Origin of the sequence: Paraburkholderia edwinii (assembly GCF_019428685.1) — a bacterium.
Taxonomy (GTDB): Bacteria; Pseudomonadota; Gammaproteobacteria; order Burkholderiales; family Burkholderiaceae; genus Paraburkholderia; species Paraburkholderia edwinii.
In genome coordinates this window covers 24945-46283 of the sequence record NZ_CP080095.1, presented here as the reverse complement: position 1 = coordinate 46283, position 21339 = coordinate 24945, and the positions used below count along the sequence as shown (strand labels likewise).

Annotated in this window: 18 protein-coding genes and 1 pseudogene; 6 read left to right on the top strand and 13 right to left on the bottom strand. The window is 64.3% G+C overall.

What is annotated here, in order from left to right; translation table 11 throughout:
• Window positions 1-220: 220 nt before the first annotated feature.
• From KZJ38_RS00205 to KZJ38_RS00175, 7 genes are all read right to left on the bottom strand, one after another.
• Window positions 221-466 (bottom strand): hypothetical protein, encoded by a 246-nt coding sequence (locus KZJ38_RS00205; RefSeq protein ID WP_219798246.1) that lies wholly within the window; start codon window positions 464-466, stop codon window positions 221-223.
• An 80-nt stretch (window positions 467-546) separates the two neighbouring features.
• Window positions 547-768, bottom strand: coding sequence for a hypothetical protein (locus tag KZJ38_RS00200; protein WP_219798245.1), 222 nt, complete (start codon window positions 766-768; stop codon window positions 547-549).
• A gap of 137 nt (window positions 769-905) precedes the next feature.
• Window positions 906-1817 (bottom strand): carbohydrate kinase family protein, encoded by a 912-nt coding sequence (locus KZJ38_RS00195; protein ID WP_219798244.1) that lies wholly within the window; start codon window positions 1815-1817, stop codon window positions 906-908.
• Window positions 1818-1822: 5 nt separating this feature from the next.
• Window positions 1823-3145 carry an AGE family epimerase/isomerase gene (locus KZJ38_RS00190; RefSeq protein ID WP_219798243.1) on the bottom strand — a complete coding sequence of 441 codons (1323 nt, stop codon included), beginning with the start codon at window positions 3143-3145 and terminating at the stop codon, window positions 1823-1825.
• Window positions 3142-4128, bottom strand: coding sequence for a LacI family DNA-binding transcriptional regulator (locus KZJ38_RS00185; RefSeq protein ID WP_219798242.1), 987 nt, complete (start codon window positions 4126-4128; stop codon window positions 3142-3144). The genes KZJ38_RS00190 and KZJ38_RS00185 overlap by 4 nt, the downstream gene beginning before the upstream one ends.
• A 386-nt stretch (window positions 4129-4514) precedes the next feature.
• On the bottom strand, window positions 4515-6362 hold the full coding sequence (locus tag KZJ38_RS00180; RefSeq protein ID WP_219798241.1) for a GGDEF domain-containing protein: 1848 nt from the start codon (window positions 6360-6362) through the stop codon (window positions 4515-4517).
• A 301-nt stretch (window positions 6363-6663) separates the two neighbouring features.
• Window positions 6664-7701 (bottom strand): bile acid:sodium symporter family protein, encoded by a 1038-nt coding sequence (locus tag KZJ38_RS00175; protein WP_219798240.1) that lies wholly within the window; start codon window positions 7699-7701, stop codon window positions 6664-6666.
• Between the two features lie 527 nt (window positions 7702-8228).
• Between KZJ38_RS00175 and KZJ38_RS00170 the strand changes: the two genes are divergently transcribed.
• From KZJ38_RS00170 to KZJ38_RS00155, 4 genes are all read left to right on the top strand, one after another.
• Window positions 8229-8681 (top strand): hypothetical protein, encoded by a 453-nt coding sequence (locus tag KZJ38_RS00170; protein ID WP_425518272.1) that lies wholly within the window; start codon window positions 8229-8231, stop codon window positions 8679-8681.
• Between the two features lie 483 nt (window positions 8682-9164).
• Window positions 9165-10265: a porin gene (locus KZJ38_RS00165; protein ID WP_219798238.1), complete on the top strand. Its 1101-nt coding sequence runs from the start codon at window positions 9165-9167 to the stop codon at window positions 10263-10265.
• A gap of 103 nt (window positions 10266-10368) precedes the next feature.
• A complete protein-coding gene (locus KZJ38_RS00160) occupies window positions 10369-11307 on the top strand; it encodes a LysR family transcriptional regulator (protein WP_219798237.1) in 939 nt (312 codons plus the stop codon).
• 126 nt (window positions 11308-11433) lie between these two features.
• Window positions 11434-15171, top strand: coding sequence for a methylmalonyl-CoA mutase family protein (locus KZJ38_RS00155; protein ID WP_219798236.1), 3738 nt, complete (start codon window positions 11434-11436; stop codon window positions 15169-15171).
• Between the two features lie 66 nt (window positions 15172-15237).
• On the opposite strand, the gene KZJ38_RS00150 is transcribed toward KZJ38_RS00155, so the two are convergent.
• Window positions 15238-16197 carry an NAD(P)H-dependent flavin oxidoreductase gene (locus KZJ38_RS00150; protein WP_219798235.1) on the bottom strand — a complete coding sequence of 320 codons (960 nt, stop codon included), beginning with the start codon at window positions 16195-16197 and terminating at the stop codon, window positions 15238-15240.
• A gap of 310 nt (window positions 16198-16507) precedes the next feature.
• Here KZJ38_RS00150 and KZJ38_RS00145 point away from each other — a divergent pair, with 310 nt between their 5' ends.
• Window positions 16508-17212 (top strand): alpha/beta fold hydrolase, encoded by a 705-nt coding sequence (locus tag KZJ38_RS00145; protein ID WP_219798234.1) that lies wholly within the window; start codon window positions 16508-16510, stop codon window positions 17210-17212.
• 106 nt (window positions 17213-17318) lie between these two features.
• On the opposite strand, the pseudogene KZJ38_RS00140 reads toward KZJ38_RS00145, so the two are convergent.
• Window positions 17319-17807, bottom strand: a pseudogene (locus tag KZJ38_RS00140) (Lrp/AsnC family transcriptional regulator); the annotation flags it as partial.
• Window positions 17808-17919: 112 nt separating this feature from the next.
• Between KZJ38_RS00140 and KZJ38_RS00135 the strand changes: the two are divergent.
• Window positions 17920-18822, top strand: a complete 903-nt coding sequence (locus KZJ38_RS00135; RefSeq protein WP_219798233.1) for a DMT family transporter — start codon at window positions 17920-17922, stop codon at window positions 18820-18822.
• A 294-nt stretch (window positions 18823-19116) separates the two neighbouring features.
• Here KZJ38_RS00135 and KZJ38_RS00130 read toward each other — a convergent pair whose 3' ends face one another.
• The 4 genes from KZJ38_RS00130 to KZJ38_RS00115 are packed head-to-tail and all read right to left on the bottom strand — an operon-like array spanning window position 19117 to window position 21321.
• Window positions 19117-20037: an MBL fold metallo-hydrolase gene (locus KZJ38_RS00130; RefSeq protein ID WP_219798232.1), complete on the bottom strand. Its 921-nt coding sequence runs from the start codon at window positions 20035-20037 to the stop codon at window positions 19117-19119.
• The gene (locus KZJ38_RS00125; protein WP_219798231.1) at window positions 20034-20525 is read right to left on the bottom strand and encodes a MaoC family dehydratase; all 492 of its coding nucleotides are present in this window, start codon (window positions 20523-20525) and stop codon (window positions 20034-20036) included. Before KZJ38_RS00125 ends, KZJ38_RS00130 begins: the two co-directional genes overlap by 4 nt.
• Window positions 20522-20782, bottom strand: coding sequence for a DUF1289 domain-containing protein (locus KZJ38_RS00120; protein ID WP_219798230.1), 261 nt, complete (start codon window positions 20780-20782; stop codon window positions 20522-20524). Before KZJ38_RS00120 ends, KZJ38_RS00125 begins: the two co-directional genes overlap by 4 nt.
• A complete protein-coding gene (locus KZJ38_RS00115) occupies window positions 20779-21321 on the bottom strand; it encodes a YbaK/EbsC family protein (RefSeq protein WP_219798229.1) in 543 nt (180 codons plus the stop codon). Before KZJ38_RS00115 ends, KZJ38_RS00120 begins: the two co-directional genes overlap by 4 nt.
• Window positions 21322-21339: the final 18 nt, after the last annotated feature.

The window sequence follows — 21339 nt, the reverse complement described above, 5'->3', positions numbered from 1 at the left end:
CCGCTCAGCGGCAAGCCTTGCGTGACGATCGTATGCGCGCGCACCCGCACCGTTCGCTCGGTCAGACGGCCGCTGCGGTGCCGGGAAGGCTTCGTTCTGGTGTTCTGATTCGGCGTGCCGCTCGACGACATCGCGTTCTCACGGTGGTTGAAAACGCGCAAAGCGTAGCACGCCGCATAAGGGCGTCAGGTCGATTTCTGTCGCGGCGTCTTGAGGAAACTTAAGGAAACGCACGCGGCTTCGGAATGCCGGCGCCATGGTCGATATCGGCCACCGCCTGGCGCCGCGCGGATTCGACCGCCTCGGCTTCGGTCGCGTAGCCGGCGTCGCCACCGACGGTCGTCCAGCGCTGCACCGCGTGCTCGTTGTGCCGGATCTCGTACTCGGCATCCCATCGCGCGCCTTGCAGTGCGAGCGGACGGACGTGAATCGAATACACGCCGTAAAGGAAGAGCGGTTCAGCCATGTTCGTCTCCGCCTGGTGATAAGCGGAACGGGACGCGGCACGCGAGCGACTCATAGCAGCGCGCGTGCCGTGCTCGCCCGCTAGAGTTCGAGTTCGCCGAGGATCCGGTGGGCAAGCGCCTTGGCTTCTTCAAGCGCTTCTTCGGAACTGGCTGAGACGCTCCCGACTTCGTAGACCGTGTTCTCGGTCTCGTCGCCTTCGTCGCGCTCGAGGGCGACGACGCCCTGATAGCGTCCACCGTCTACCGGCCGCACCGATGCCGTGGCCGTGTAGATCCCTTTCGTGTAGGTGACGTCCTCCATGATGCATCTCCTTCAGGAAGGAGATTCCATCGTAGCACGGCATCCCGACGCTTTCAGGGCGGCGGCGAACATGCCGCGGACGCAGGTTCGCTCGCCGCGCTTCCTGGCTTGCGGCTTGCTGCTTGCCGCTTGCGGCGTCAGTCGTTGAGCAGCGACACCACTTCGTCGAGCGTCGGCGAATGCGCGCCCGAGTGGCGGCACGCGGCCGCTCCCGCGGCAAGCGAGAACGCGAGGTGTTCGTTCCACTTGCGTTGCGGCGCGCTCATCAGGCTGAACAGCAGGCCGCCGATCGACGCATCGCCGGCGCCGACCGTGTCGGCCACTTCGACGCGCGGCGGCGATGCTTCGACGATCAGGCCGCCGTCGATCAGCGTCGCCTTGTCCGCGCCGCGCGTGACGAGCACGATCGCGTCCGGATTCATCGAGCGCAACTGGTCGAGCGCGTTCGCTTCGCTGGTTTTGAACAGCAGGCGCAGGTCTTCGTCGGAAACCTTGATCAGATGCGCGAGCGCGGCCATCTTGCGCAGCGTCGGCTCGTAGCCGTGCTCCATCAGGTTCCGGTAATTCGGGTCGAAGCTGATCTTCACGCCGCGCTCGCGCAGTTGCGCCGCGAGATTGACGAGCGTCGTGCCGAGCGGCTGCCGCACGAGGCTGATGCAGCCGAAGTGCGCCCACTTCACCTGCGATTCCCAACCCTCGGGCAGCAGCGCGGGATCGAACGCGAGATCCGCGCTGTTCTCGCCCATGAAGAAGTACGCGGGCGGATGCGTCTGATGGACGATCGCCAGCAGCGGCGGATGCTCGACCCGCTGCATGAAGCGCATGTCGAGGCCGGCGGCGACGCTCGCGTTCCACAGGTCGTCGGAGAAGCAGTCGGTGCCGAGCGAGCCGGCGCACGCGGTCGGCAGGCCGAGGCGCGCGACCGCGCGCGCGACGTTCCAGCCGGCGCCGCCCGGGTGCGACAGCCAGTGCGAGTCGCCGTTGCGCACGAGGTCGGTCAGGATGTCGCCGGCCGAGATAAAGACGGGTAATGCAGTGCTCGCGGTCATGGTGCTCACCGTGCGGTTCGATTCAGGGGTTGGGCGGCTTGCGCGGCGGTCTCATCCGCGGTTTCCACCTGTGTTGCGGGGTCCTGCAACGCGTGCATCAGCACTTCGTAGCAGGCGCCCATCGTGTGATAGTCGGTCTTGCCGGCGGGGCTCTTTTCATCGCTGTACTTGCGGTTGTCGCAGGTCAGGATGCGGTACCACGCGCCGTAGCGGTGATCGACGAAATACGCCCAACTGTAGCGCCACAGTTCGTCGTACCAGTCCCAGAAGCGCTCGTTGCCGGTGCGCTTGCCGAGCAGTGCCGCGGCCGCGAACGTCTCGGCCTGCACCCAGAAGTACTTGTCGTGATCGCAGATCGTGCGGTCCGGGCCGAAGCCGTAGTAGAGGCCGCCGTGGTCGTTGTCCCACGCGTAGGTCATCGCCGCGTCGAACAGTTCGATGGCGCGCGGCAGCAGCCACGGCAGCGGACGGTGGCGCTCGAGAATCAGCAGGAGCTTGGCCCACTCGGTCTGATGACCGGGCTGGAAGCCCCACGGCCGGAAGATGTTCGAGCTGTCTTCCTCGTTGTAGTGCCAGTCGACCGACCAGTCCGCGTGATAGTGCTCCCACACGAGACTTTGCGACAGCTTCGCCTGACGAATCGTCATGTTGGTCGCGACGCGTTCCGCGCGGTCCAGATAGACGAGGTGGCCCGTCGCTTCATAGGCGGCGAGCAGCGCTTCGGTCGTGTGCATGTTCGCGTTCTGGCCGCGATAGGTGCTCACGTGCCAGTCGGGTGTCGCTTCGTCGGCGTAGAGGCCGGCGGCGGCATCCCAGAAGCGGTGCTCCATCAGATCGAAGGTCGCGGCGATCATCGGCTTCGCTTCCTCGATGCCGGCCATGTACGCATGCGCGTACGCGAGCAGCACGAACGCGAGGCCGTAGCAGTGGCGCGTGCCGTCGAGCGTGCGCTTGTGGCCGTCGCGCCACTCGAGCTCCCAGTCGTAGCCTTCGTTGTGCGCGTCCCAATGCGCGTCGCGCAGGAACTTCAGGCCGTGCCGCGCGTATTCGAGATGCTGCGGATCGCCGAACTGCCGGTACGCCATCGCGTAATTGAACACATAGCGGCAGCTGCTGACGAGGTGGCGCGTCGTGCGGTCGTAGATCGAGCCGTCGTCGCGCAGGAAATGGAAAAAGCCGCCGCTCGGATCGAGCACGTTGGGCGCGTAAAACGCGAGCGTGTGCTGGATATGCGCGAGCAGAAACTCGCGGTCGCGGTAGCTCTTGACCGGCGGCACGTTGGCCTCGGTCATCATCGGGTCGGAAACAGGCGTGTCGGATTGAGTCATGACGGATTCACCGAGGTACTGGCGCGGACAACCAGATTGACGGGCAGGAGTACTTCGAGCTCGGCCGGGGCGTCTTCGAGCAGCAGCTCGATGCCGCGCCGGCCGAGCGCTTCCTTGTCGACGGCGATCGTCGACAGCGGAGGTGTGGCATGTGCGGCTGCGGGGATATCGTCGAAACCGATGATCGCGATGTCGTCGGGCACGCGCAGGCCGCGTGCGATGCACGCGCGTAGCGCGGCGAGCGCCGCGGCGTCGTTATAGGCAAAGACCGCTTCGGGTTTCGGGCCGGGCGTGTCGAGCAGGCGCTGCATCGCCAGCGCTGCGCCCGCAGCCGGGTCGAGCCCCGCGTCGATTGTCACTTCGAGCGACGGATCGAACAGCAGCCCCGCTTCGAAAAACGCGCGACGGTAGCCGAGCGCGCGCTGCGCGATGCTGTAGTGCGCGAGCGACCCACCGATAAACGCGACGCGCGTGCGTTTCTGCGCGAACAGATGGCGCATGGCGAGCGCGGCGCCCGTTGCATTGTCGAGGTTCACCGAGCGCAGGCCCGGCGCCCACAGGTCGATCAGCACGAGCGGGCGCTGCATTGCGGCCAGGGTGGCGAGCGTTTCGGGCTCGACGAAGCCGGCCACCGCGATCGCGTCGGGCGCATGCAGACGCATTTGCTGCGCGACGTCTTCGGTCGGGCCGGCGGTCAGCACGGACGGCACGATGCCGCGCTCGCGGCACGCGTCTTCGACGCCGTGCAGCACGTGCGAGAAGAACGGGCTTGCCGCGAAATTGTTGTGCTGGCGATGCAGCAGGAACGTCAGCCGGCGGATCCGCGGGCGCAATTGTGCGGCGTCATAGCCGAGCCGGCGCGCCGCTTCGACGACACGGATGCGCGTCGCGTCGGACAGGCCCGGCTGGTTTTTCAGCGCGCGCGAGACGGTGCCGATCGACACGCTTGCCTCGCGGGCGACGTCGCGAATCGTAGTTGCCATCGATGGTTGAAGGCCGGACGCGACGCGCGCGACACGGCAGGATTCGAGTTGGGCGATTGTATAGTAAAACGTTCCTCAAAAACCCTCAGGATGACGGCTCGGACACGCGTAAATACCCGTATAAGAAGGGTTTGAATGGTAAGTGCGTGTTTAGTAAAAATGCTAAACAGCTAACTTGCCAAGACCTGTTCAGGTGAAAACGGTTACGGACTGAAGCCGCTGCCCGGGTCAGGGGCGCGTGCGCGAACCGCGCGCTTCTTCCATTCGGAGGAAGCACGCGGCGTCGAGATGTCGATCGGGTTTGGAGATGTGGCGCGGAAGGAAGCCAGCGTTCGCGCGGTAGTAAAGCGTGAATCCGGCCTGAATGCTGAAGCCTTGAGCGGCGCTCAGTCCAACGTCGCGTGTGACGCTTCGGCGCGGCTGTGCATCAGCGTCTCGCTTTCGCTCGCGTCGATCAGCACGAGGCCGGACGACTCATGTTTCGCGCGGCGTTTCGCGAGCGCCGCCACCGATGCGATGTCCTCACTCGTACGCGGCGCAGGTGTGCCGTCCGGCCGCACATGCACGCAGCCGATCGCCATCGTGACGAAGCCGAAGAAGGTCGGATTGCCGCGCCGGTCCTCGCCGTGGATGCCGCCCGCGAGACGGTCGTCGGGCGCGTAAAAGCGCTGCGCGCCTTCGTTGAACGCATGAATCGCGCGCTGTGCGCGCTCGATGCAATCGTCGCTCTGAAACAGGATCAGGAAATCGTCGCCGCCGACGTGACCGAGAAAATCGCGCGTCGGGTCGCAGACGTCCGCAAGCACCGCCGCCGCGAACTTCAGCACTTCGTCGCCTTGCCAGTAGCCGTACTGGTCGTTGAAGGGCTTGAAGTGATTCAGGTCCACATAGCACGCGTAGAAGCCGGCGCCGTTGCTGAGCAGCCGCGCGATGTGCGAACTGATCGGGATATTGCCGGGCAGGAACGTGAGCGGATTCGCGTAACGCGCCGCTTCGATGCGCACCTCGGTCACCGCGCGCACGAGGTTTTCGCCGGTGCCGAGGCCCGCGTATTTGCCGTTGTCGGTAATCACGAAGCCGTCGGCGAGATAGCGCTGGTCGTCGCTGGCAAGCAGTTTCGCCATCTGCTCGACCGTCATCGATTGCTCGATGATGACTGGCGACGCATTCGCAAACAGCAGGCATGGCCGCTTGCCGAATAGCTCGCGGTGATACGGCAGCGCGTAGCGATCCATAAACGCGCGCCGGTTGATCAGCGCGACCGGCACGTCGCGCTCGACCACCGCGACCGCATGCAGATGCGGCAGCCGGTTGAAGAGCTCGAGCACGTCATTGTTGGTCGCATGGCGCGGCAACGCGGGCGCCGGCACCATCATCTTGGCCGACGCCATGCCGCCCGACGGCGACGCCGCAAGCGTGCGCGTCGCCTCCGGGAACACGGCGATATGACCCGCGCGAATGGCTTGCCGCGCGTCGTCGGCGACTTTGCGCGGCGGGCGCGCATGCGGCTTGCCGAAGAAATAGCCCTGCCCGCAGCCGATCCCCATATCGCGCACGACGATCAGATCCGCTTCGTTCTCGATGCCTTCGGCGACAAGCGTCGCGCCGCTCGCATTCGCGAAGTACTGCATCGCCTTCACCGCTTCGAATTTCAGCGGATCGCTCGCGATGTCGTGAATGAAGAAGCGGTCGATCTTCACGAGGTCGGGCCGTAACCGCACCCACAGATTCATGCTTGCATTCGCGGTGCCGTAATCGTCGAGCGCGAATTGCGCGCCGGCGGTGCGCAGCGTCGCGATCGCGGGCAGCACATTGTTGACGTCGGGAATCGCGCTCTGCTCGGTCAGCTCGATGACGATGCGGCTCGCGTCGACGCCGAGCCGCCGCAAGAGCGCGAACGTCTCGTCGCGCGCGTCGGCGAGCTGGCGGATCGCGCCCGCGCTGAAGTTCAGGAACAGTTTGCCGTCGTAGTGAAGCCGCGCGAACGCTTCGATGCAGGTGTGCGCGGCGGCGTGTTCGAGCGGAATCACCGCGTCTTCGGCGGCCGCCTGCGAGAAGAGCGCGGACGGTGTCTCGAGATCCGAACCGGCCGGCCCGCGTATCAGTCCCTCATAACCCAGAATCGCGCCGCCGTCGAAATCGACGATTGGCTGAAACACGGCGGACAAGCTGCGCTGGGCAATCAGATCTGCAATGCGGGAAGCGCTGGACCGGGCGGACGAGCGAAATGACATGACGGACAGCCGTACAGGGGACGTTCGGCATATCGGCGGCGCGGCTGAAGACTTGAATGAACTTTTAATGAATTTCGCATAAACGCAGCGTTCGTCTTGCGCGAACGGTCCTGTGCGTTTTGCCTATCCCATCCGGCCAGGCTGACGGCGAACGGGTGCGCGCGGTCAAATAGCGTCGCAACAACACGTGAAGTAACGACGGCACGAAAAACAAAAGCCGCCTTGAAAGCCGCACTGCGCAGCTTTCGAAATTACGCGGCTTTCGAACACAGTCTCAGGGAGAGAGTGAATGAAGGTGTTATCACGGTCGAGGACCCACCCCGCCGCGGACGGCAGCCGCTGCGTCCTGCTTTCCGGCGCGCTTCTGGGCGTTCGTTTCGCGCGCCCCCCAGCGTTGGGCGAGCGCCGCGCAGGTCATCAGCTGGATCTGGTGGAACAGCATGAGCGGCAGCACGGCAGCGCCGACCGCATGAGTCGCGAAGATCACCTTCGCCATCGGCACGCCGGCGGCGAGGCTCTTCTTCGAACCGCAGAAGATGATCGTAATCTGGTCGGCGCGGTTAAAGCCGAGCCGCTTGCTGATCAGCATCGTGAGCGCAAGCGCGAGCGCGAGCAGCACCGCACACGCGACCAGCAGCCCGCCAAGCGCCGAAAGCGGAATCTGGTGCCACAGGCCTTCGGTTACCGCTTCGCTAAACGCGGCGTAGACCACGAGCAGGATCGAGCCCTGGTCGACGTACTTGAGCACGCCGCGGTTGCGGTCGATCCAGCTGCCGATCATCGGGCGCAGCAACTGGCCGGCGACGAACGGCACGAGCAGCTGCAGCACGATGTTCCACACGGTATGCCACGGCGAAACGCCGCCGGCTGTCTGGCTCGCGACGATGACGCTCACGAGCGCGGGCGTGACGAAAATGCCGAGCAGGCTCGAAGCGGACGCGCTGCACACGGCGGCTGGGACATTCCCCTTGGCTATCGACGTGAAGGCGATCGACGACTGAACCGTCGACGGCAGCGTGCAAAGGAAGAGGATGCCGATATAGAGCGCTGGCGTGACGATCGGCGCAAGAAGCGGTTTGAGCGCGAGGCCGAGCAGCGGAAACAGCGCGAACGTGCTTAGCAGCACGACCGCGTGCAGGCGCCAGTGCGTCGCGCCGGCGACGATCGCCTCGCGCGACAGCTTGGCGCCGTGCAGAAAGAACAGCAGGCCGATGGCGACGTCCGTGACCCAGTTGAACGCCACCGCGGGCTGCCCGTGAACGGGCAGCAGGCTGGCGAGAATCACTGTGCCGACGAGGCACAGTGTGAAGTTGTCCGGAAGCAGTTTCGGGCGGGCCATCTTGGGAATCTCGATGCGAGGAAAACGCACGGCATTAGGGAAAACGCTTATTTTCCATGCATTTGGATTAAATAGGCAAATTCATTTGACGAATTGATTGATGCGTTAGGCGCATGAAAGGTGGCGGCTACCGTTAAGACATTCGGGTCGACGCGCCGGCCGGTAATGAGCCGGCGCCAGGCGCATATTCGAGAAAATGCTCTGTTTGAGTATTGGCGAACGACTGGCGCGGGTCCAATTCATGGTCCGCCAATGTGGCCTGTTTCCGACGCTTGCGAACGCTCTTTTCCGCCCCTATTAGCCGTCGTAGAAAATCTCTGTCAGCCTTGTCTGACGTGCGTTTGAGACAATGCATTAATCGGAAAAATGAAGCCGTAACATGGTGTTACAACCCTGCTCAGGGCATAACACTTTTTGGCTCGACAGTACCAGGAGGCCCCCATAAATTACTGCTGAAAGGCCATTGGGACGCCCGTTTTTCCGAATAAGCGGAAAGCGGCTTTTGCAGCGTTCCATTCAGCAGGTAAATGATCGTGAGCGCAGGGTTTTCTCGGGCGAAATACTGGCTTTCGGGCGCGTTGGTTGCGGCCGCGGTTTCGCTCGCCCATGCAAGCCCGACACACGCGCCGCGTCACGCTGCACACCCTGAAGCGGACGCATCGTATCGCGCCGACAGCGCAACGATCGCCGCGGCGCCACGCGTTCCTGCCGCCTTCGACAGGTTCGACAATCCTTACGAAGTCCGCGCTCACATACAGCCGGCCGCGCAATATGCCGGCGTTCAATACGCGGGTGCGATCACGCCGGTCAGCACTGAAACGCGCGGCGCGCCGCGTCCGCCGTCGAACAGCCAGGCGATGCACACGGGCTCGATTCGCGACGACGTCGCGCGCTACAACGAAGAACGCGTGTCGCGTCAGATCGCTCATCCGCCAGGTGAAGGGAGCCGGCCGCCCGGTCCGTCGCCCTACCGGAACTAAGCGCAACTGAGCGCCGCCAGGCGCAACCGGGCCTCGTTGCACGACCGCCTTCCCTGGGCGCATCTGGCGACAAGCCAACCCTCCGATCGATGTAACCGCACCACACCGTGCCGAACGCGCGGTGATTCCCATCCGGTTGACCTCCGCGCGTTTTCTCTCTCTGCGGCGCCGCGACATAACGTACGCGTCCGCGCCTCTTTTGCCCGCCTCGGATCTTCCCGCTCTGCCTGCACATAAGGCACATCCCCCTCGTGCGGCACCGCAAGCAACACCCGCCACCGAGGCGCGCCTTCCACACTGATCAGTCAACCAAACTATCGCGCCCGCTATACCCGCAATAAGCCCCCGCGTTTTTGTCCAGAAAAATGGCCGGCAAAGATGGCCCAGCCCAGATTGGCTCGACCTCCGCACCGGCTTCTCACGACGGATCGGCGAGCGCCCCGCCGCACAGCCTCATCCCAATTGACAAAGACAGGAGAACCCATGAAAACAGCGGTCAGCCGTGCAATCAGCTGTACGTCACGCACGGTTCTGAAGGCGGGCGCCATGGCGGCGCTGGTGACGCTTGCAGGAGGCGCGGCTTCGGCGGCGTACGCGCAATCGAGTGTGCAGCTCTATGGTCAGGTCGACGAATGGGTCGGCGCCCAGAAGTTTCCGGGCAGCGAGCGCGCGTGGCAGGTGTCGGGCGGCGGGATGTCGACGTCGTACTGGGGCATGAAGGGCTCCGAGGATCTCGGCGGCGGCGTCAAGGCGATCTTCACGCTCGAAGACTTCTTTCGCGCGCAGAACGGCCGTTACGGCCGCTTCGACGGCGATACGTTTTTCGCGCGCAACTCGTACGTGGGCATCGAATCGCCGTGGGGTACGGCAACCGCCGGGCGGCTGACCACGCAGCTTTTCGTATCGACCATTCTGTTCAATCCGTTCATCGACTCGTACGTATTCTCGCCGATGGTCTATCACGTGTTCCTCGGCCTCGGCACGTTCCCGACCTATACGACGGACCAGGGCGTGGTCGGCGATTCGGGCTGGAATAACGCGATCCAGTATTCGTCACCGAGCTTCAACGGGCTGTCGGGCAGCGCGATGTACGCATTCGGCAATACGGCGGGACAGAACAGTGCAAAAAAATACAGCGTGCAGTTCCTGTACTTCAACGGTCCGTTCGCGGCGACCGGCGTCTACCAGTACGTGAACTTCAACAATGACCCAGCCGACCTCGGCACGCTCGTGTCCGGCATGAAGAGCCAGGGCGTCGGCCAGTTCGGCGTCAGCTACGACCTCAAGTTCGTCAAGTTCTACGGCCAGTACATGTACACGAAGAACGACCAGCAGACCGGCAGCTGGCACGTGAATACTGCACAGGGCGGCGTCACGGTGCCGGCCGGGCCCGGCACCGTGATGGCGTCGTATGCGTACTCGCGCGACAGCGGCGGGCTCGACCAGACGCGCCAGACGGCGGCGATCGGCTACGACTATCCGCTATCGAAACGCACCGACGTGTACGCGGCCTATCTGTACGACCATTTCTCCGGCCAGTCGAGCGGCGACACATTCGGAATCGGCATGCGCACCAAGTTCTGAGCGGTGCCCGGCGCCGATTGCCGCGACGCCGGCACTTTGCTGACCAGTCTTTGATAAAGTCCGCAGGAGTTCAACGATTGATTCCTGTCGCGAGCGATTGGTTATGGATACGCTCATCAGCATGAAGGTGTTCCGTTATGTGGTCGAAATCGGCAGCTTTGTCGGCGCCGCGGAACGGATGGACATGTCGGCGGCGATGGCGAGCAAGCATGTGATGCATCTCGAACAGCAGCTCGGCGCGCGCCTTTTGAACCGCACGACACGCCGTGTCGCGCCGACCGAGGCCGGCCGCGAGTACTACGAGCGGCTCAGCCAGGTGCTGGCCGAACTCGACGAGGCGGAGCAGGCGGTCGGCGCGGCGAGCGTCGTGCCGCAGGGACGGCTGCGCGTGTCGTCGCTGTCGGCGTTCGGTCTGCGTCATGTGATGAGCGCGACGGCCGACTATGCGACGCTGCATCCGCAGGTGACTGTCGACATCACGCTGTCGGACCGCGTCGTCGAAATGATCGACGAGGGCTTCGATGTGGCGATCCGCGCGTCGCCGACGGGGTTGAAGTCGTCGTCGCTGATTGCGCGGCAGGTGGCCACCGCGCATATCGTGCTGTGCGCGTCGCCCGACTATTTGAAGCGGCATGGCGTGCCGAAGACGCTCGCCGATCTCGCGCGGCACAACTTCATCGAATATTCGGGCGTGTCGGCGCAGGATCTCTTGAGCGCGGGAAGTGCGGGCATCGCCCCGTTGCGACTTACCGGCAACATGATCGTGAATCACCTCGAGGCGTTGCGCGTGGTCGTGCTGCAAGGCGCCGCGATCGCGCTGCTCGGCACCGAAGTGGTCGGCGACGATATCGCCGCGGGGCGGCTCGTGCCGCTGCTCGTCGACATCCTGCCGCCGCGCGAGCTGCCGATTCACGTGATGTATGCGAGCCGGCGCCATGTGTCGGCGAAAGTGCGCTCGTTCGTCGATTTCCTCGCGGAGCGGTTCGCGAACGAATCGCTGTGGCCTACGCTCGAACAGGTGCGAGCGCTTGCAGCAAGCTAGCGCGGCCGCCGTTGGCGCGAACCCGTTTCGATATACTGCTTCCAGCACCCGCGAAGCGTGACCGCCGCCGCGCTGCGTCAATGCAGGCATCGCGCATCGTCACGCACCCATCGATCCGGGGGAGACATGACTGATCTTTCCACGCCGCAACGCGCCGGCGCCGGCGCGCTTTCCGACGAGGCGCCAGCGAGCCAGTCAACGCAGCGAGCGGGTTTGCCCGAGCAGCCCGGGCGGCGCGAGCGGCCCGCGCGTCTGCGCTTCGTCACGGCGGCCGCGCTGTTCGACGGCCACGACGCTTCGATCAACATCATCCGCCGCATGTTGCAGGCAAGCGGCGTCGAGGTGATCCATCTCGGTCACAACCGCTCTGTCGAAGAAGTCGCGACCGCCGCGTTGCAGGAAGACGCGGACGGCATCGCGGTGTCGAGCTATCAGGGCGGTCACGTCGAATATTTCCGCTACCTCGTCGATCTGCTGCGCGCGCGCGGCGGCGAGCGGATCAAGGTGTTCGGCGGCGGCGGCGGTGTGATCGTGCCGGAGGAGATCGCGGAACTCGAGCGCTATGGCGTCGAGCGCATCTATTCGCCGCACGACGGGCAGCGCCTCGGTTTGCAGGGCATGATCGACGATATGATCGCGCGTTGCGCGGCCGCGGCACGAGGTGAAGGTGAAGGTGAAGATGCTGAGCGGCTGGCTCGTGATGTCGCATCAGCATTAAACGATGGTGCTTCCCAAAGCTCACGACGCGTTGGCAGCACGTCGAAACCGGCGCACGATGGCGCCAACAGTTTGCCTGGCGCGACAGAACGCGCAGACGATGCAGCCGAGCCCGCCCGAGGGCCGGCAAACGACGCAGCCGCACCGTTAAGGCACGAACGCGGCGCGGCAGCACCCGCCCCGGACGGTGCCGGCGCCATTTTCCGCAAGCTGGCGCAACTGATCACGCAACTGGAAACCGCCGCTGATCCCGCAGCCTTGCGCGCTGCGCTCGCATCACACGCCGCGCACACCGCGCACGCCCAGCACGCCCCGCACGCCCCGCTCGCCCCGCACACTCAGTCGACACACGAGGCACCCGTGCTCGGCATCACCGGCACCGGCGGCGCAGGCAAATCCTCGTTGACCGACGAACTGATCCGCCGCTTTCGCCTCGATTACGACGACGCGCTGACGATCGCTGTGCTAGCGATCGACCCGTCGCGCCGCAAATCCGGCGGTGCGTTGCTCGGCGACCGCATCCGCATGAATGCGATCGGCGACTGGGGCGCGGGCTCGCGCGTGTTCATGCGCTCGATGGCGACGCGCGAAGCGTCGAGCGAAATCTCCGACGCATTGCCCGACGCAATTGCCGCATGCAAGGTGGCAGGCTTCGATCTGATCATCGTCGAGACATCGGGTATCGGCCAGGGCGACGCCGCGATCGTGCCGCACGTCGACGAATCGCTATACGTGATGACGCCCGAATTCGGCGCGGCCAGCCAGCTCGAGAAAATCGACATGCTCGATTTCGCCGACTTCGTCGCGATCAACAAGTTCGACCGCAAAGGCGCGGCCGATGCGTTGCGCGACGTCGCGAAGCAGGTGCAGCGCAATCGCGGCGAATTCTCGACGGCGCCGGCCGGTATGCCGGTGTTCGGCACGATCGCGTCGCGCTTTAACGACGACGGCGTGACCGCGCTCTATCAGCGCGTCGCTCGCGCGCTGCGCGCACGCGGACTGCGTGACGGCAGCGCGCGGCTGCCGATGCTCGACGGCGTGCGTCATTCGAGCGGGCGGCATGCGATCGTGCCGCCCGAGCGCGTGCGTTATCTATCGGACGTCGCGCAGACGGTGCGCGACTATCGCGCACGTGCCGAAGCGCAGGCGCGCGTCGCGCGCGAGCGCTGGCAGCTGATTGAAACGCGCCGCATGCTGGAAGAAAGCGCGAGTGAAGCTGCCGGTTCCGATGCGGCTTCATCGCGAGCTAGCGATCGGGATAGCAATAGCAATGGCAATGACCATGGCAACCGCAAGCGCGATACAGACACCGCCGCCATTACTTCGCAACAAATCGACGCACTGATCGCCGCCCGCACCGCACAACTCGGAGAATCCGAAAAAGCCCTGCTCGACACCTGGCCGCAAATCGTCGCCGCGTATTCAGGCGACGACCACGTCGTGAAGATTCGCGACCGCGAAATCCGCACGGCACTAACGGTCGAAACGCTGTCGGGCAATGTGATCCGCAAGGTGTCGCTGCCGAAGTTCAGCGACCCCGGCGAAATCCTGCGCTGGCTGATGCTCGAAAACCTGCCCGGCTATTTTCCGTACACGGCGGGCGTCTTTCCGTTCAAACGCGAGAACGAAGATCCGACGCGCATGTTCGCCGGCGAGGGCGATCCGTTCCGCACGAACCGCCGCTTCAAGCTGCTTTCGGCGGGCATGCCGGCCAAACGTCTGTCGACCGCGTTCGATTCGGTCACGCTCTACGGCGAAGAGCCGCACGAGCGCCCGGACATCTACGGCAAGGTCGGCAATTCGGGCGTGTCGGTTGCCACGCTCGACGATATGAAAGCGCTCTATGACGGCTTCGATCTGTGCGCGCCGGACACGTCCGTATCGATGACGATCAACGGTCCGGCACCGGCGATTCTCGCGATGTTCTTCAATGTTGCGATCGACCAGCAGATCGAACGCGCCCGCGAGCGAGCGCAGCAGGCGGGCCGCGAGCAGCCGTCCGCCGAAGAACTCGCGGTGGCGCGCCGCACCGCGCTTGAAAACGCACGCGGCACCGTACAGGCCGACATCCTCAAGGAAGATCAGGGGCAAAACACCTGCATTTTCTCGACCGAATTCAGCCTCAAGGTGATGGGCGACATTCAGGCGTATTTCGTCGAGCACGGCGTGCGTAACTTCTATTCGGTCTCGATTTCCGGTTACCACATCGCGGAGGCCGGCGCGAACCCGATCTCGCAGCTTGCGTACACGCTCGCGAACGGCTTCACGTACGTCGAAGCGTATCTTGCGCGCGGCATGTCGATCGACGACTTCGCGCCGAATCTGTCGTTCTTCTTCTCGAACGGCATGGACCCCGAATACACGGTGCTCGGCCGCGTTGCGCGCCGCATCTGGTCGGTCGCGCTGCGCGAGCGTTACGGCGCAAACGAGCGCAGCCAGAAGCTCAAATACCATGTGCAAACATCGGGCCGCAGCCTGCACGCTCAGGAAATCGACTTCAACGATATTCGCACGACGCTGCAGGCGTTAATCGCGATCTACGACAACTGCAACTCGCTGCACACGAACGCATTCGACGAAGCGATCACGACGCCGACCGAAGAGTCGGTGCGGCGCGCGGTTGCGATCCAGCTGATCATTAACCGCGAGTGGGGACTCGCGAAAAGCCAGAATCCGAACCAGGGCAGCTTCGTCATCGACGAATTGACCGATCTTGTCGAAGCGGCGGTGCTTGCTGAATTCGATCGGCTGACCGAGCGCGGCGGTGTGCTCGGCGCGATGGAAACCGGGTATCAGCGTGGACGCATTCAGGACGAGTCGATGCTGTACGAGCATCGCAAGCACGATGGGTCCTATCCGATTGTCGGCGTGAATACGTTTCTTGGCGCGCATCCGCATGAGGCGCCGCCGCCGATCGCACTCGCGCGCTCGACCGAAGACGAGAAGCAAGGCCAGCTTGAACGGCTGCGCGCATTCCAGGCGCGCCATCGCGATGCGGCGCCCGCCGTGCTCGAACGCTTGCAGCAGGCGGTGATCGACGATCAGAACGTGTTTGCGGTGCTGATGGATGCGGTGCGCGTCTGCTCGCTTGGGCAGATCACGCATGCGTTATTCGAGGTGGGTGGGCAGTATCGCCGCAATATGTGAGCGGCAGGGCGCGACGGCGGATTGCCTCACCGTCGCTGCGACGCGCCCGCCGTTATCCACGCGCCGTTACCCGCCAATCGATAACCGTTTCTTCGCGTCCGCATACTCCTGCGCGAGCCGCGCGACGAGTTCCGCGACGCTCGGCACGTCGTCCATCAAACCGACGCCCTGCCCCGCGCCCCAGATATCGCGCCACGCCTTCGACTTTTCGTTCGCGAAGTCCATCTTCGACTTGTCCGATTCCGGCAGCGCATCGGGATCGAGTCCTGCCGCGACGATGCTTTCGCGAATGTAGTTGCCGTGCACACCCGTAAACAGATTCGTGTAGATGATGTCGGATGCGTTCGAACTGACGATCGCCTGTTTGTAGGTGTCGACCGCATGCGCCTCGCGCGTTGCGATAAAGCGCGTGCCCATATACGCGAGGTCCGCGCCCATCGCCTGCGCGGCGAGAATCGAGCCGCCGTTCGCGATCGCGCCCGACAGCACGAGCGGCCCGTCGAAGATGCGCCGCACTTCGCCGACGAGCGCGAACGGCGACGTCGTGCCCGCATGGCCGCCCGCGCCGGCCGCCACCAGAATCAAGCCGTCGACACCGGCCTCGAGCGCCTTGTTGGCGTGGCGCAAGTTGATCACATCGTGCAGCACGATGCCGCCGTAGCTGTGCACGGCATCGATAATTTCTCTGGCCGGCGCGCGCAGGCTCGTGATGAAAATCGGCACCTTGTGTTCGACACACACGCGCACATCGTGTTCGAGCCGCTCGTTCGAATGGTGAACGATCTGGTTGACGGCGATCGGTCCGATCACCGCATCGGGATGCGCGGCCTTGTGTTCGGCGAGCGCGGTCTGAATCTGCGTGAGCCATTCGTCGAGCCGCTCCGCGGGCCGGGCATTGAGCGCGGGAAACGCGCCGACGATGCCGGCCTTGCATTGCGCGAGCACGAGTTCCGGATAGCTGACGATAAACATCGGTGAAGCGACGACCGGCAGCGTGAGGTTTTGCAGAACGGCTGGCAATGCCATGGCGGAAGTCTCCTGAGCGATGAATCTTTGCCGACGTGCCGACGTGCCGCCGACGTGTCGCCGCGCGGCGGCACGGCATGATGAGTGTAGCGGGAAGCGGCGCGAGAGCGGCACTCGCCGAACCGGTTACCGGTTGCTCACCCATTGTTATGAACGATCGTTCGATTATAGGGCTGCAACCCGCTATGTGTGTCCCCTCGACCGTTGGAGTAAGAATTCGGTTTCTATATCTGCGTGGGCTAACCCACCTCGCGCGGGGACGACCGCCTTCTACAATGCGCACACTCACAATGACAACGAGAATGCGCCGATGCCCTTCGACCAGTACACACCGTTTCGCGTCTCAACCGATGGCGCCGAAATACACGGCGTCAAGGGCGGATCGGGGCCGCCGCTGCTTTTGCTGCACGGTGATACGCAAACGCATACGGTCTGGCATCGGTGCGCGCAACCGCTTGCCGCGCATTTCACCGTGATCGCGACGGACCTGCGCGGCGATGGCGCGTCGGCGATGCTGCCGGGCGCTGTGCCGTCGCACGAGCGGCCTTCGAAGCGCGTGATGGCAGCCGATCAGATCGCGGTGATGCGCCACTTTGGCTTCGAGCGTTTTCTCGTCTGTGCGCATGACCGCGGCGCGCGTGTGGCGCAGCGGATGGCGCTCGATTATGCGGACACCGTCGAGCGTTTGATGCTGCTCGATGTCGCTGCGCCGTTTGGGTCGGACGCGTATGCGCAGCGGGAGGTCGCAACGACGGTGGCCGCCGCGGCAAACGAACTCGATCTCGAACACGACCGCGCCGATATCGAACGCGGCAACAAGATCGGTTGCCCGCTGCGCGTGCTATGGGGTGCGTATGACGTGCCCGCTCATCGCGCTGAACCGCTCGCCGAATGGCGCAAGGTCGCGCGCGATGTCAGCGGCCGCGCGCTGCCTGCCTGCCACGCAATTCCCGAGGAAGCACCCGACGCATTGATGGCCGAAATGCTGTCGTTCTTCGAGGCTACCGATTCGTAGAGGTGGAAGTAGTAGGAGCACGTGCAGGCGTGCGTGTCGAAGCGCGCGCGGCGGGTTGCCCGCCCGCGGCGGACGACGCCGCATCGCCTGCCGCCCCACGCCCCGTTAGCGGCGGCAGCCGGCGCGGCACCGGCGTCGACTTGACGATCGCCGTGCTGGTCTCCGCGCGCTCCGTGACCTTCGACAGAATCTCGTCGAGCTGTTCGATGCTGCGCAGATACAAGCGGCAGATAAAGCAGTCGTCGCCGGTCACCTTGTCGCATTCGACGAACTCCGGAATGCGACGGATCACTTCTTCAACGAGATGCAGCTGACCGGGCAACGGCTTGACCCGGACGATAGCCTGCAACGTATAGCCAAGCGCACGCGGATCGATCTGTACGGTGAAGCGCCCGATCACGCCCGATGCTTCGAGGCGGCGCAAACGGTCCGCGGTGGCGGGCGGCGACAGGCCGACACCGCGCGCGAGCTCGCTGACCGGCTGACGCGCGTCGTCGGCGAGCGCGGACAACAGCGCGCGATCGGTATCGTCGAGCGGCGCGGCGGGCTGTGCCGGCGTCGAGGACGCCGAGGCTGAACTGAGGCGCTTGGTCATATGAACCTTCGTTTGCAAAGTCAAAAGAGGGATTTGCTTAAGTTTAGTCATATATTCGCGCTTGGCCATTCATTACACTGCCATCATCGGTAGCAAGCTTTTGGGGAAACTGATGACTGGCAACCATGAAATCCGGCGCGGCGCGCTTGAGATGACCATCGCGATGCTGATGTCAGGCACGATCGGGTGGCTCGTCGTGTCGTCGCAGCAATCGTCGCAAAACGTTGTGTTCTTCCGCTGCCTGTTCGGCGGCGCGACGCTTGCGCTCGTCTGCGCGGCGCTCGGTCTGTTCCGGCGCAAGCTGTTCACCTGGCGCGTGGTCGGGCTCGCCACGCTCGGCGGCGTGGCGATCGTCGCCAACTGGGTGTTGCTCTTTGCCGCCTATTCACGCGCATCGATCTCGATGGCGACCACGGTCTACAGCACGCAGCCGTTCATGCTCGTCGCGCTCGGCGCGCTCGTGTTTCGTGAACGCATCACGGCATCGGTCGTCGCATGGCTCGGCATTGCGTTTGCCGGGCTGGTGCTCGTCGTGCGGGTCGAGCCCGCGGTGCTGGCGGTGCCGGGCGAATATCTGCACGGTGTCGCGCTCGCGGCCGGCGCGGCGTTCCTGTGGGCGATATCGTCGATTGTGACCAAGTATCTGAAGTCGACGCCGCCGCATCTGATCGCGTTTTTTACCGCGGCGACCGGCGTCGTGCTGCTCGCGCCGTTTGTCCGCTTCGATGCGTTGCCGACCAGCGCAGTCCACTGGCTGCAGCTCGCGACGCTCGGCATCGTCAATACCGGCGTGATGTACGTGCTGCTCTACGGTGCGATCCAGAAACTGCCGACTGCGATGACCGGCGCGCTGTCGTTTATCTATCCGGTGGTGGCGATCATCGTCGACCGTGTCGCGTTCGGGCAGAAGCTCGCATGGGTGCAGGTAGCGGGTGCGGTGCTGATTCTGCTGGCGGCCGCGGGCGTCAATCTGGGCTGGCGGATCGTGCCGCTGCGGCGTTATTCATCGACGTAACCGCGTGCTCAGGCTAGATGCAGCCGGACGCAATCGGTAGATAATACGGATTCCATAGCATGAAGCCAGGCCGATAAGCTTCGCATGTCTGTAAAGCTGCGGTTGACGGAGAGAGGTGGGTTTCGGCCGTTGCAGCGTGGTCCCGCCTGATCCCTGTAGGGAAACCCCCGATGCGTGAGTATGCATTCTGGAAGTATGATTGTTGCCGACGCTGATCACGTCACACATAAAATGTTATGCCGCTCGCCAGTTTTGCCGAGCGGCTTTCTTTTTTCTGCCTCCAGATTTTCACATTCACCATTTGCGTGCACTGACGTGCTCGCCATCGATCCGCAGCGGACCGTCGCTTCCGGCAAGTTCCCCGACGATCCGCCGCAACAGCGCCGGCCATGCATCGTGCGGCGCCAGTAGCGCCGCCGCCGCGCGCATCGCGCTCGCGTTTTCGAGCATGCCGATCAATGCGCGGAAGTTCGTTGCGCGCACATCGAGCAGCCTGAACACGAGCAGCACCTTGAGCGCGTTCTTCGCATTGCGCACCGGGTCCGCGCGCAGCCACGCCAACCGGGAGAATGCGCGCTCGAGCGCTTGCTCGACGTTTGCAAACGGTGCGCCATGACCGGGAATCACGGTCGCGACGTCGAGGCCCGCGATCAGCTCGAGCACCGCCTGCTGTTCCGCGAATCCGCTCTCGCCATCGAGTTCGGGAAAGATCACGCCGAAGCCGTTTTCCCATAGCGCGTCCGCGCTGATCAACACGCGTTCGTCGGCGCAGTAGAGCATCAGCGAATGCGGATCGTGGCCCGGAGCGCCGAGTACCTGCCAGTCGAGCGCGCCCATCTCGATGCGCATGCCGGGTGCAAGCGAACCGGTCGCGGAAAAGCGTTCGCAGAACTGTCCGGTCGCGCGAAATGTGAGGCGCGCTTCATCCCATTGCCGCACCGTGTCCGTTTCGGTTGCCGGGATCCATGTTTCGCAGCGCCATGTTTGCTGCAATAGCGTGTTGCCGCCGCAATGGTCCGAATGCAGGTGCGTGTTGACGATGCGATCGAGCGTCCGTGCGCCGAGCGCGTGACGCACGAGCGCGAGCGTTTGCGGCGCGTGCGTCGCATAGCCGGTATCGACGAGCGTCGTGTGGCGATCGTCGATCAGCAGCACATTGTTCGACGACAGCCAGCCGCGTTCGAACACGCGCATCGAAGGCGGCAGCGCAATCATGGCGCGCCGCCCTTTTGCATGGGTTCCGGTGCAAGCGCCGCTGCGGATTCGGATGCGGATTTCGGCATGACCAGCACCGTCGCCTTCGCGAGCATCACCGTTTCGTCGCGCTGGTTCACCGCGTGGCCGTCGAGTTGAACGAGGTCGCCGGCGAGGCTCGGTTTCCAGAACGCGCTGCGCACGGTCCACGTGAACGTGAGCGTATCGTCGCTGCGCACGGCCTTCTTGAGCTTGATGTCGAACTCGAGGCCGAGCGGCTGCGCGTATTGCGAGAAGTGCGTGGCGACAAGCGCCATCAGATGCGCGGAGGGCTGCGTGCCCGATGCGATCAACGTGCCGAAGCGGCTTTGCGCTGCGTACGCGTCGTCGTGATGCAGCGGGTTCATGTCGTTGACGAGTGTCGCGAACGACTTCACCGAATCGGCGGACAGCGCCAGCGTCGTGCTGAAGCGTTCGCCGATCGCCACGACACGCGGTGGCGCGTTCATTGCGAACCCTCTTTGAGCGTGGCCTGCTTCGTATCCGGCTGCGGGGTCCGTTGCGACATCAGCTGCGCATGTCTCGCGTCGAGCTCGTCCCAGACCGCGCGCTTCGTCGCGTCGTCATAGAGCGACCAGTTCGCGATTTCGTCGATCGTGCGCAGACACCCGTCGCACCAGCCGGTCGCATCGTCCATCCGGCAGATGTTGATGCATGGCGACGGCACCGGCGCCACACTCTGCTTATCGGACGCGGCGTCGCTCATGCCGGTTCGCGCAGCGCGACGTCGACCACAGGCGCACCCGTCAGCGCGACGAGCTCCTGCGGCGACAGATTGAACACTGCGTGCGGATGTCCCGCAGCAGCCCACAGGCTTTCGAGTTCGAGCAGGTCCGCGTCGATCAGCGTGACCGGCGGCGTCGCATGGCCGATCGGGCACACGCCGCCGATCGCATAGCCGGTCTTTTCGCGGACGAACTTCGCGTCGGCACGGCCGACTGCGCCGACGTGCGCGGCGACCTTGTGTTCATCGACACGATTCGCGCCGCTCGCGACGACGAGCACCGGCGCGTCGTCTTCGCGACGGCGAAACAGGATCGACTTCGCGATTTGCGCGACCGAGCAGTTAAGACCCGCGGCCGCTTCGGCCGAGGTCTTGCCTGTCTCCGGCAGCATCACGATCTGGCCGGCGTGACCGCGCTCGCGCAACAGCAGCGCGACGCGGCGCGCCGAATCGGGCAGCGCGTCGAGATCGGTGGGAACCACGGTCGCGGCGGTGTTCGAAGGTGAGGTGTCGTTGGTCATTGTTGAATGTGTCCGTGT

Bases quoted from the DNA above. Each gene is read 5' to 3' on its own strand.
- KZJ38_RS00170 (WP_425518272.1), top strand. From the start codon at position 8,229: ATGATCGTGAGCGCAGGGTTTTCTCGGGCGAAATACTGGCTTTCGGGC.
- KZJ38_RS00145 (WP_219798234.1), top strand. From the start codon at position 16,508: ATGCCCTTCGACCAGTACACACCGTTTCGCGTCTCAACCGATGGCGCC.
- KZJ38_RS00165 (WP_219798238.1), top strand. From the start codon at position 9,165: ATGAAAACAGCGGTCAGCCGTGCAATCAGCTGTACGTCACGCACGGTT.
- KZJ38_RS00175 (WP_219798240.1), bottom strand. From the start codon at position 7,701: ATGGCCCGCCCGAAACTGCTTCCGGACAACTTCACACTGTGCCTCGTC.
- KZJ38_RS00120 (WP_219798230.1), bottom strand. From the start codon at position 20,782: ATGAGCGACGCCGCGTCCGATAAGCAGAGTGTGGCGCCGGTGCCGTCG.
- KZJ38_RS00200 (WP_219798245.1), bottom strand. From the start codon at position 768: ATGGAGGACGTCACCTACACGAAAGGGATCTACACGGCCACGGCATCG.
- KZJ38_RS00190 (WP_219798243.1), bottom strand. From the start codon at position 3,145: ATGACTCAATCCGACACGCCTGTTTCCGACCCGATGATGACCGAGGCC.
- KZJ38_RS00130 (WP_219798232.1), bottom strand. From the start codon at position 20,037: ATGATTGCGCTGCCGCCTTCGATGCGCGTGTTCGAACGCGGCTGGCTG.
- KZJ38_RS00180 (WP_219798241.1), bottom strand. From the start codon at position 6,362: ATGTCATTTCGCTCGTCCGCCCGGTCCAGCGCTTCCCGCATTGCAGAT.
- KZJ38_RS00115 (WP_219798229.1), bottom strand. From the start codon at position 21,321: ATGACCAACGACACCTCACCTTCGAACACCGCCGCGACCGTGGTTCCC.
- KZJ38_RS00155 (WP_219798236.1), top strand. From the start codon at position 11,434: ATGACTGATCTTTCCACGCCGCAACGCGCCGGCGCCGGCGCGCTTTCC.
- KZJ38_RS00125 (WP_219798231.1), bottom strand. From the start codon at position 20,525: ATGAACGCGCCACCGCGTGTCGTGGCGATCGGCGAACGCTTCAGCACG.
- KZJ38_RS00135 (WP_219798233.1), top strand. From the start codon at position 17,920: ATGACTGGCAACCATGAAATCCGGCGCGGCGCGCTTGAGATGACCATC.
- KZJ38_RS00150 (WP_219798235.1), bottom strand. From the start codon at position 16,197: ATGGCATTGCCAGCCGTTCTGCAAAACCTCACGCTGCCGGTCGTCGCT.
- KZJ38_RS00205 (WP_219798246.1), bottom strand. From the start codon at position 466: ATGGCTGAACCGCTCTTCCTTTACGGCGTGTATTCGATTCACGTCCGT.
- KZJ38_RS00160 (WP_219798237.1), top strand. From the start codon at position 10,369: ATGGATACGCTCATCAGCATGAAGGTGTTCCGTTATGTGGTCGAAATC.
- KZJ38_RS00185 (WP_219798242.1), bottom strand. From the start codon at position 4,128: ATGGCAACTACGATTCGCGACGTCGCCCGCGAGGCAAGCGTGTCGATC.
- KZJ38_RS00195 (WP_219798244.1), bottom strand. From the start codon at position 1,817: ATGACCGCGAGCACTGCATTACCCGTCTTTATCTCGGCCGGCGACATC.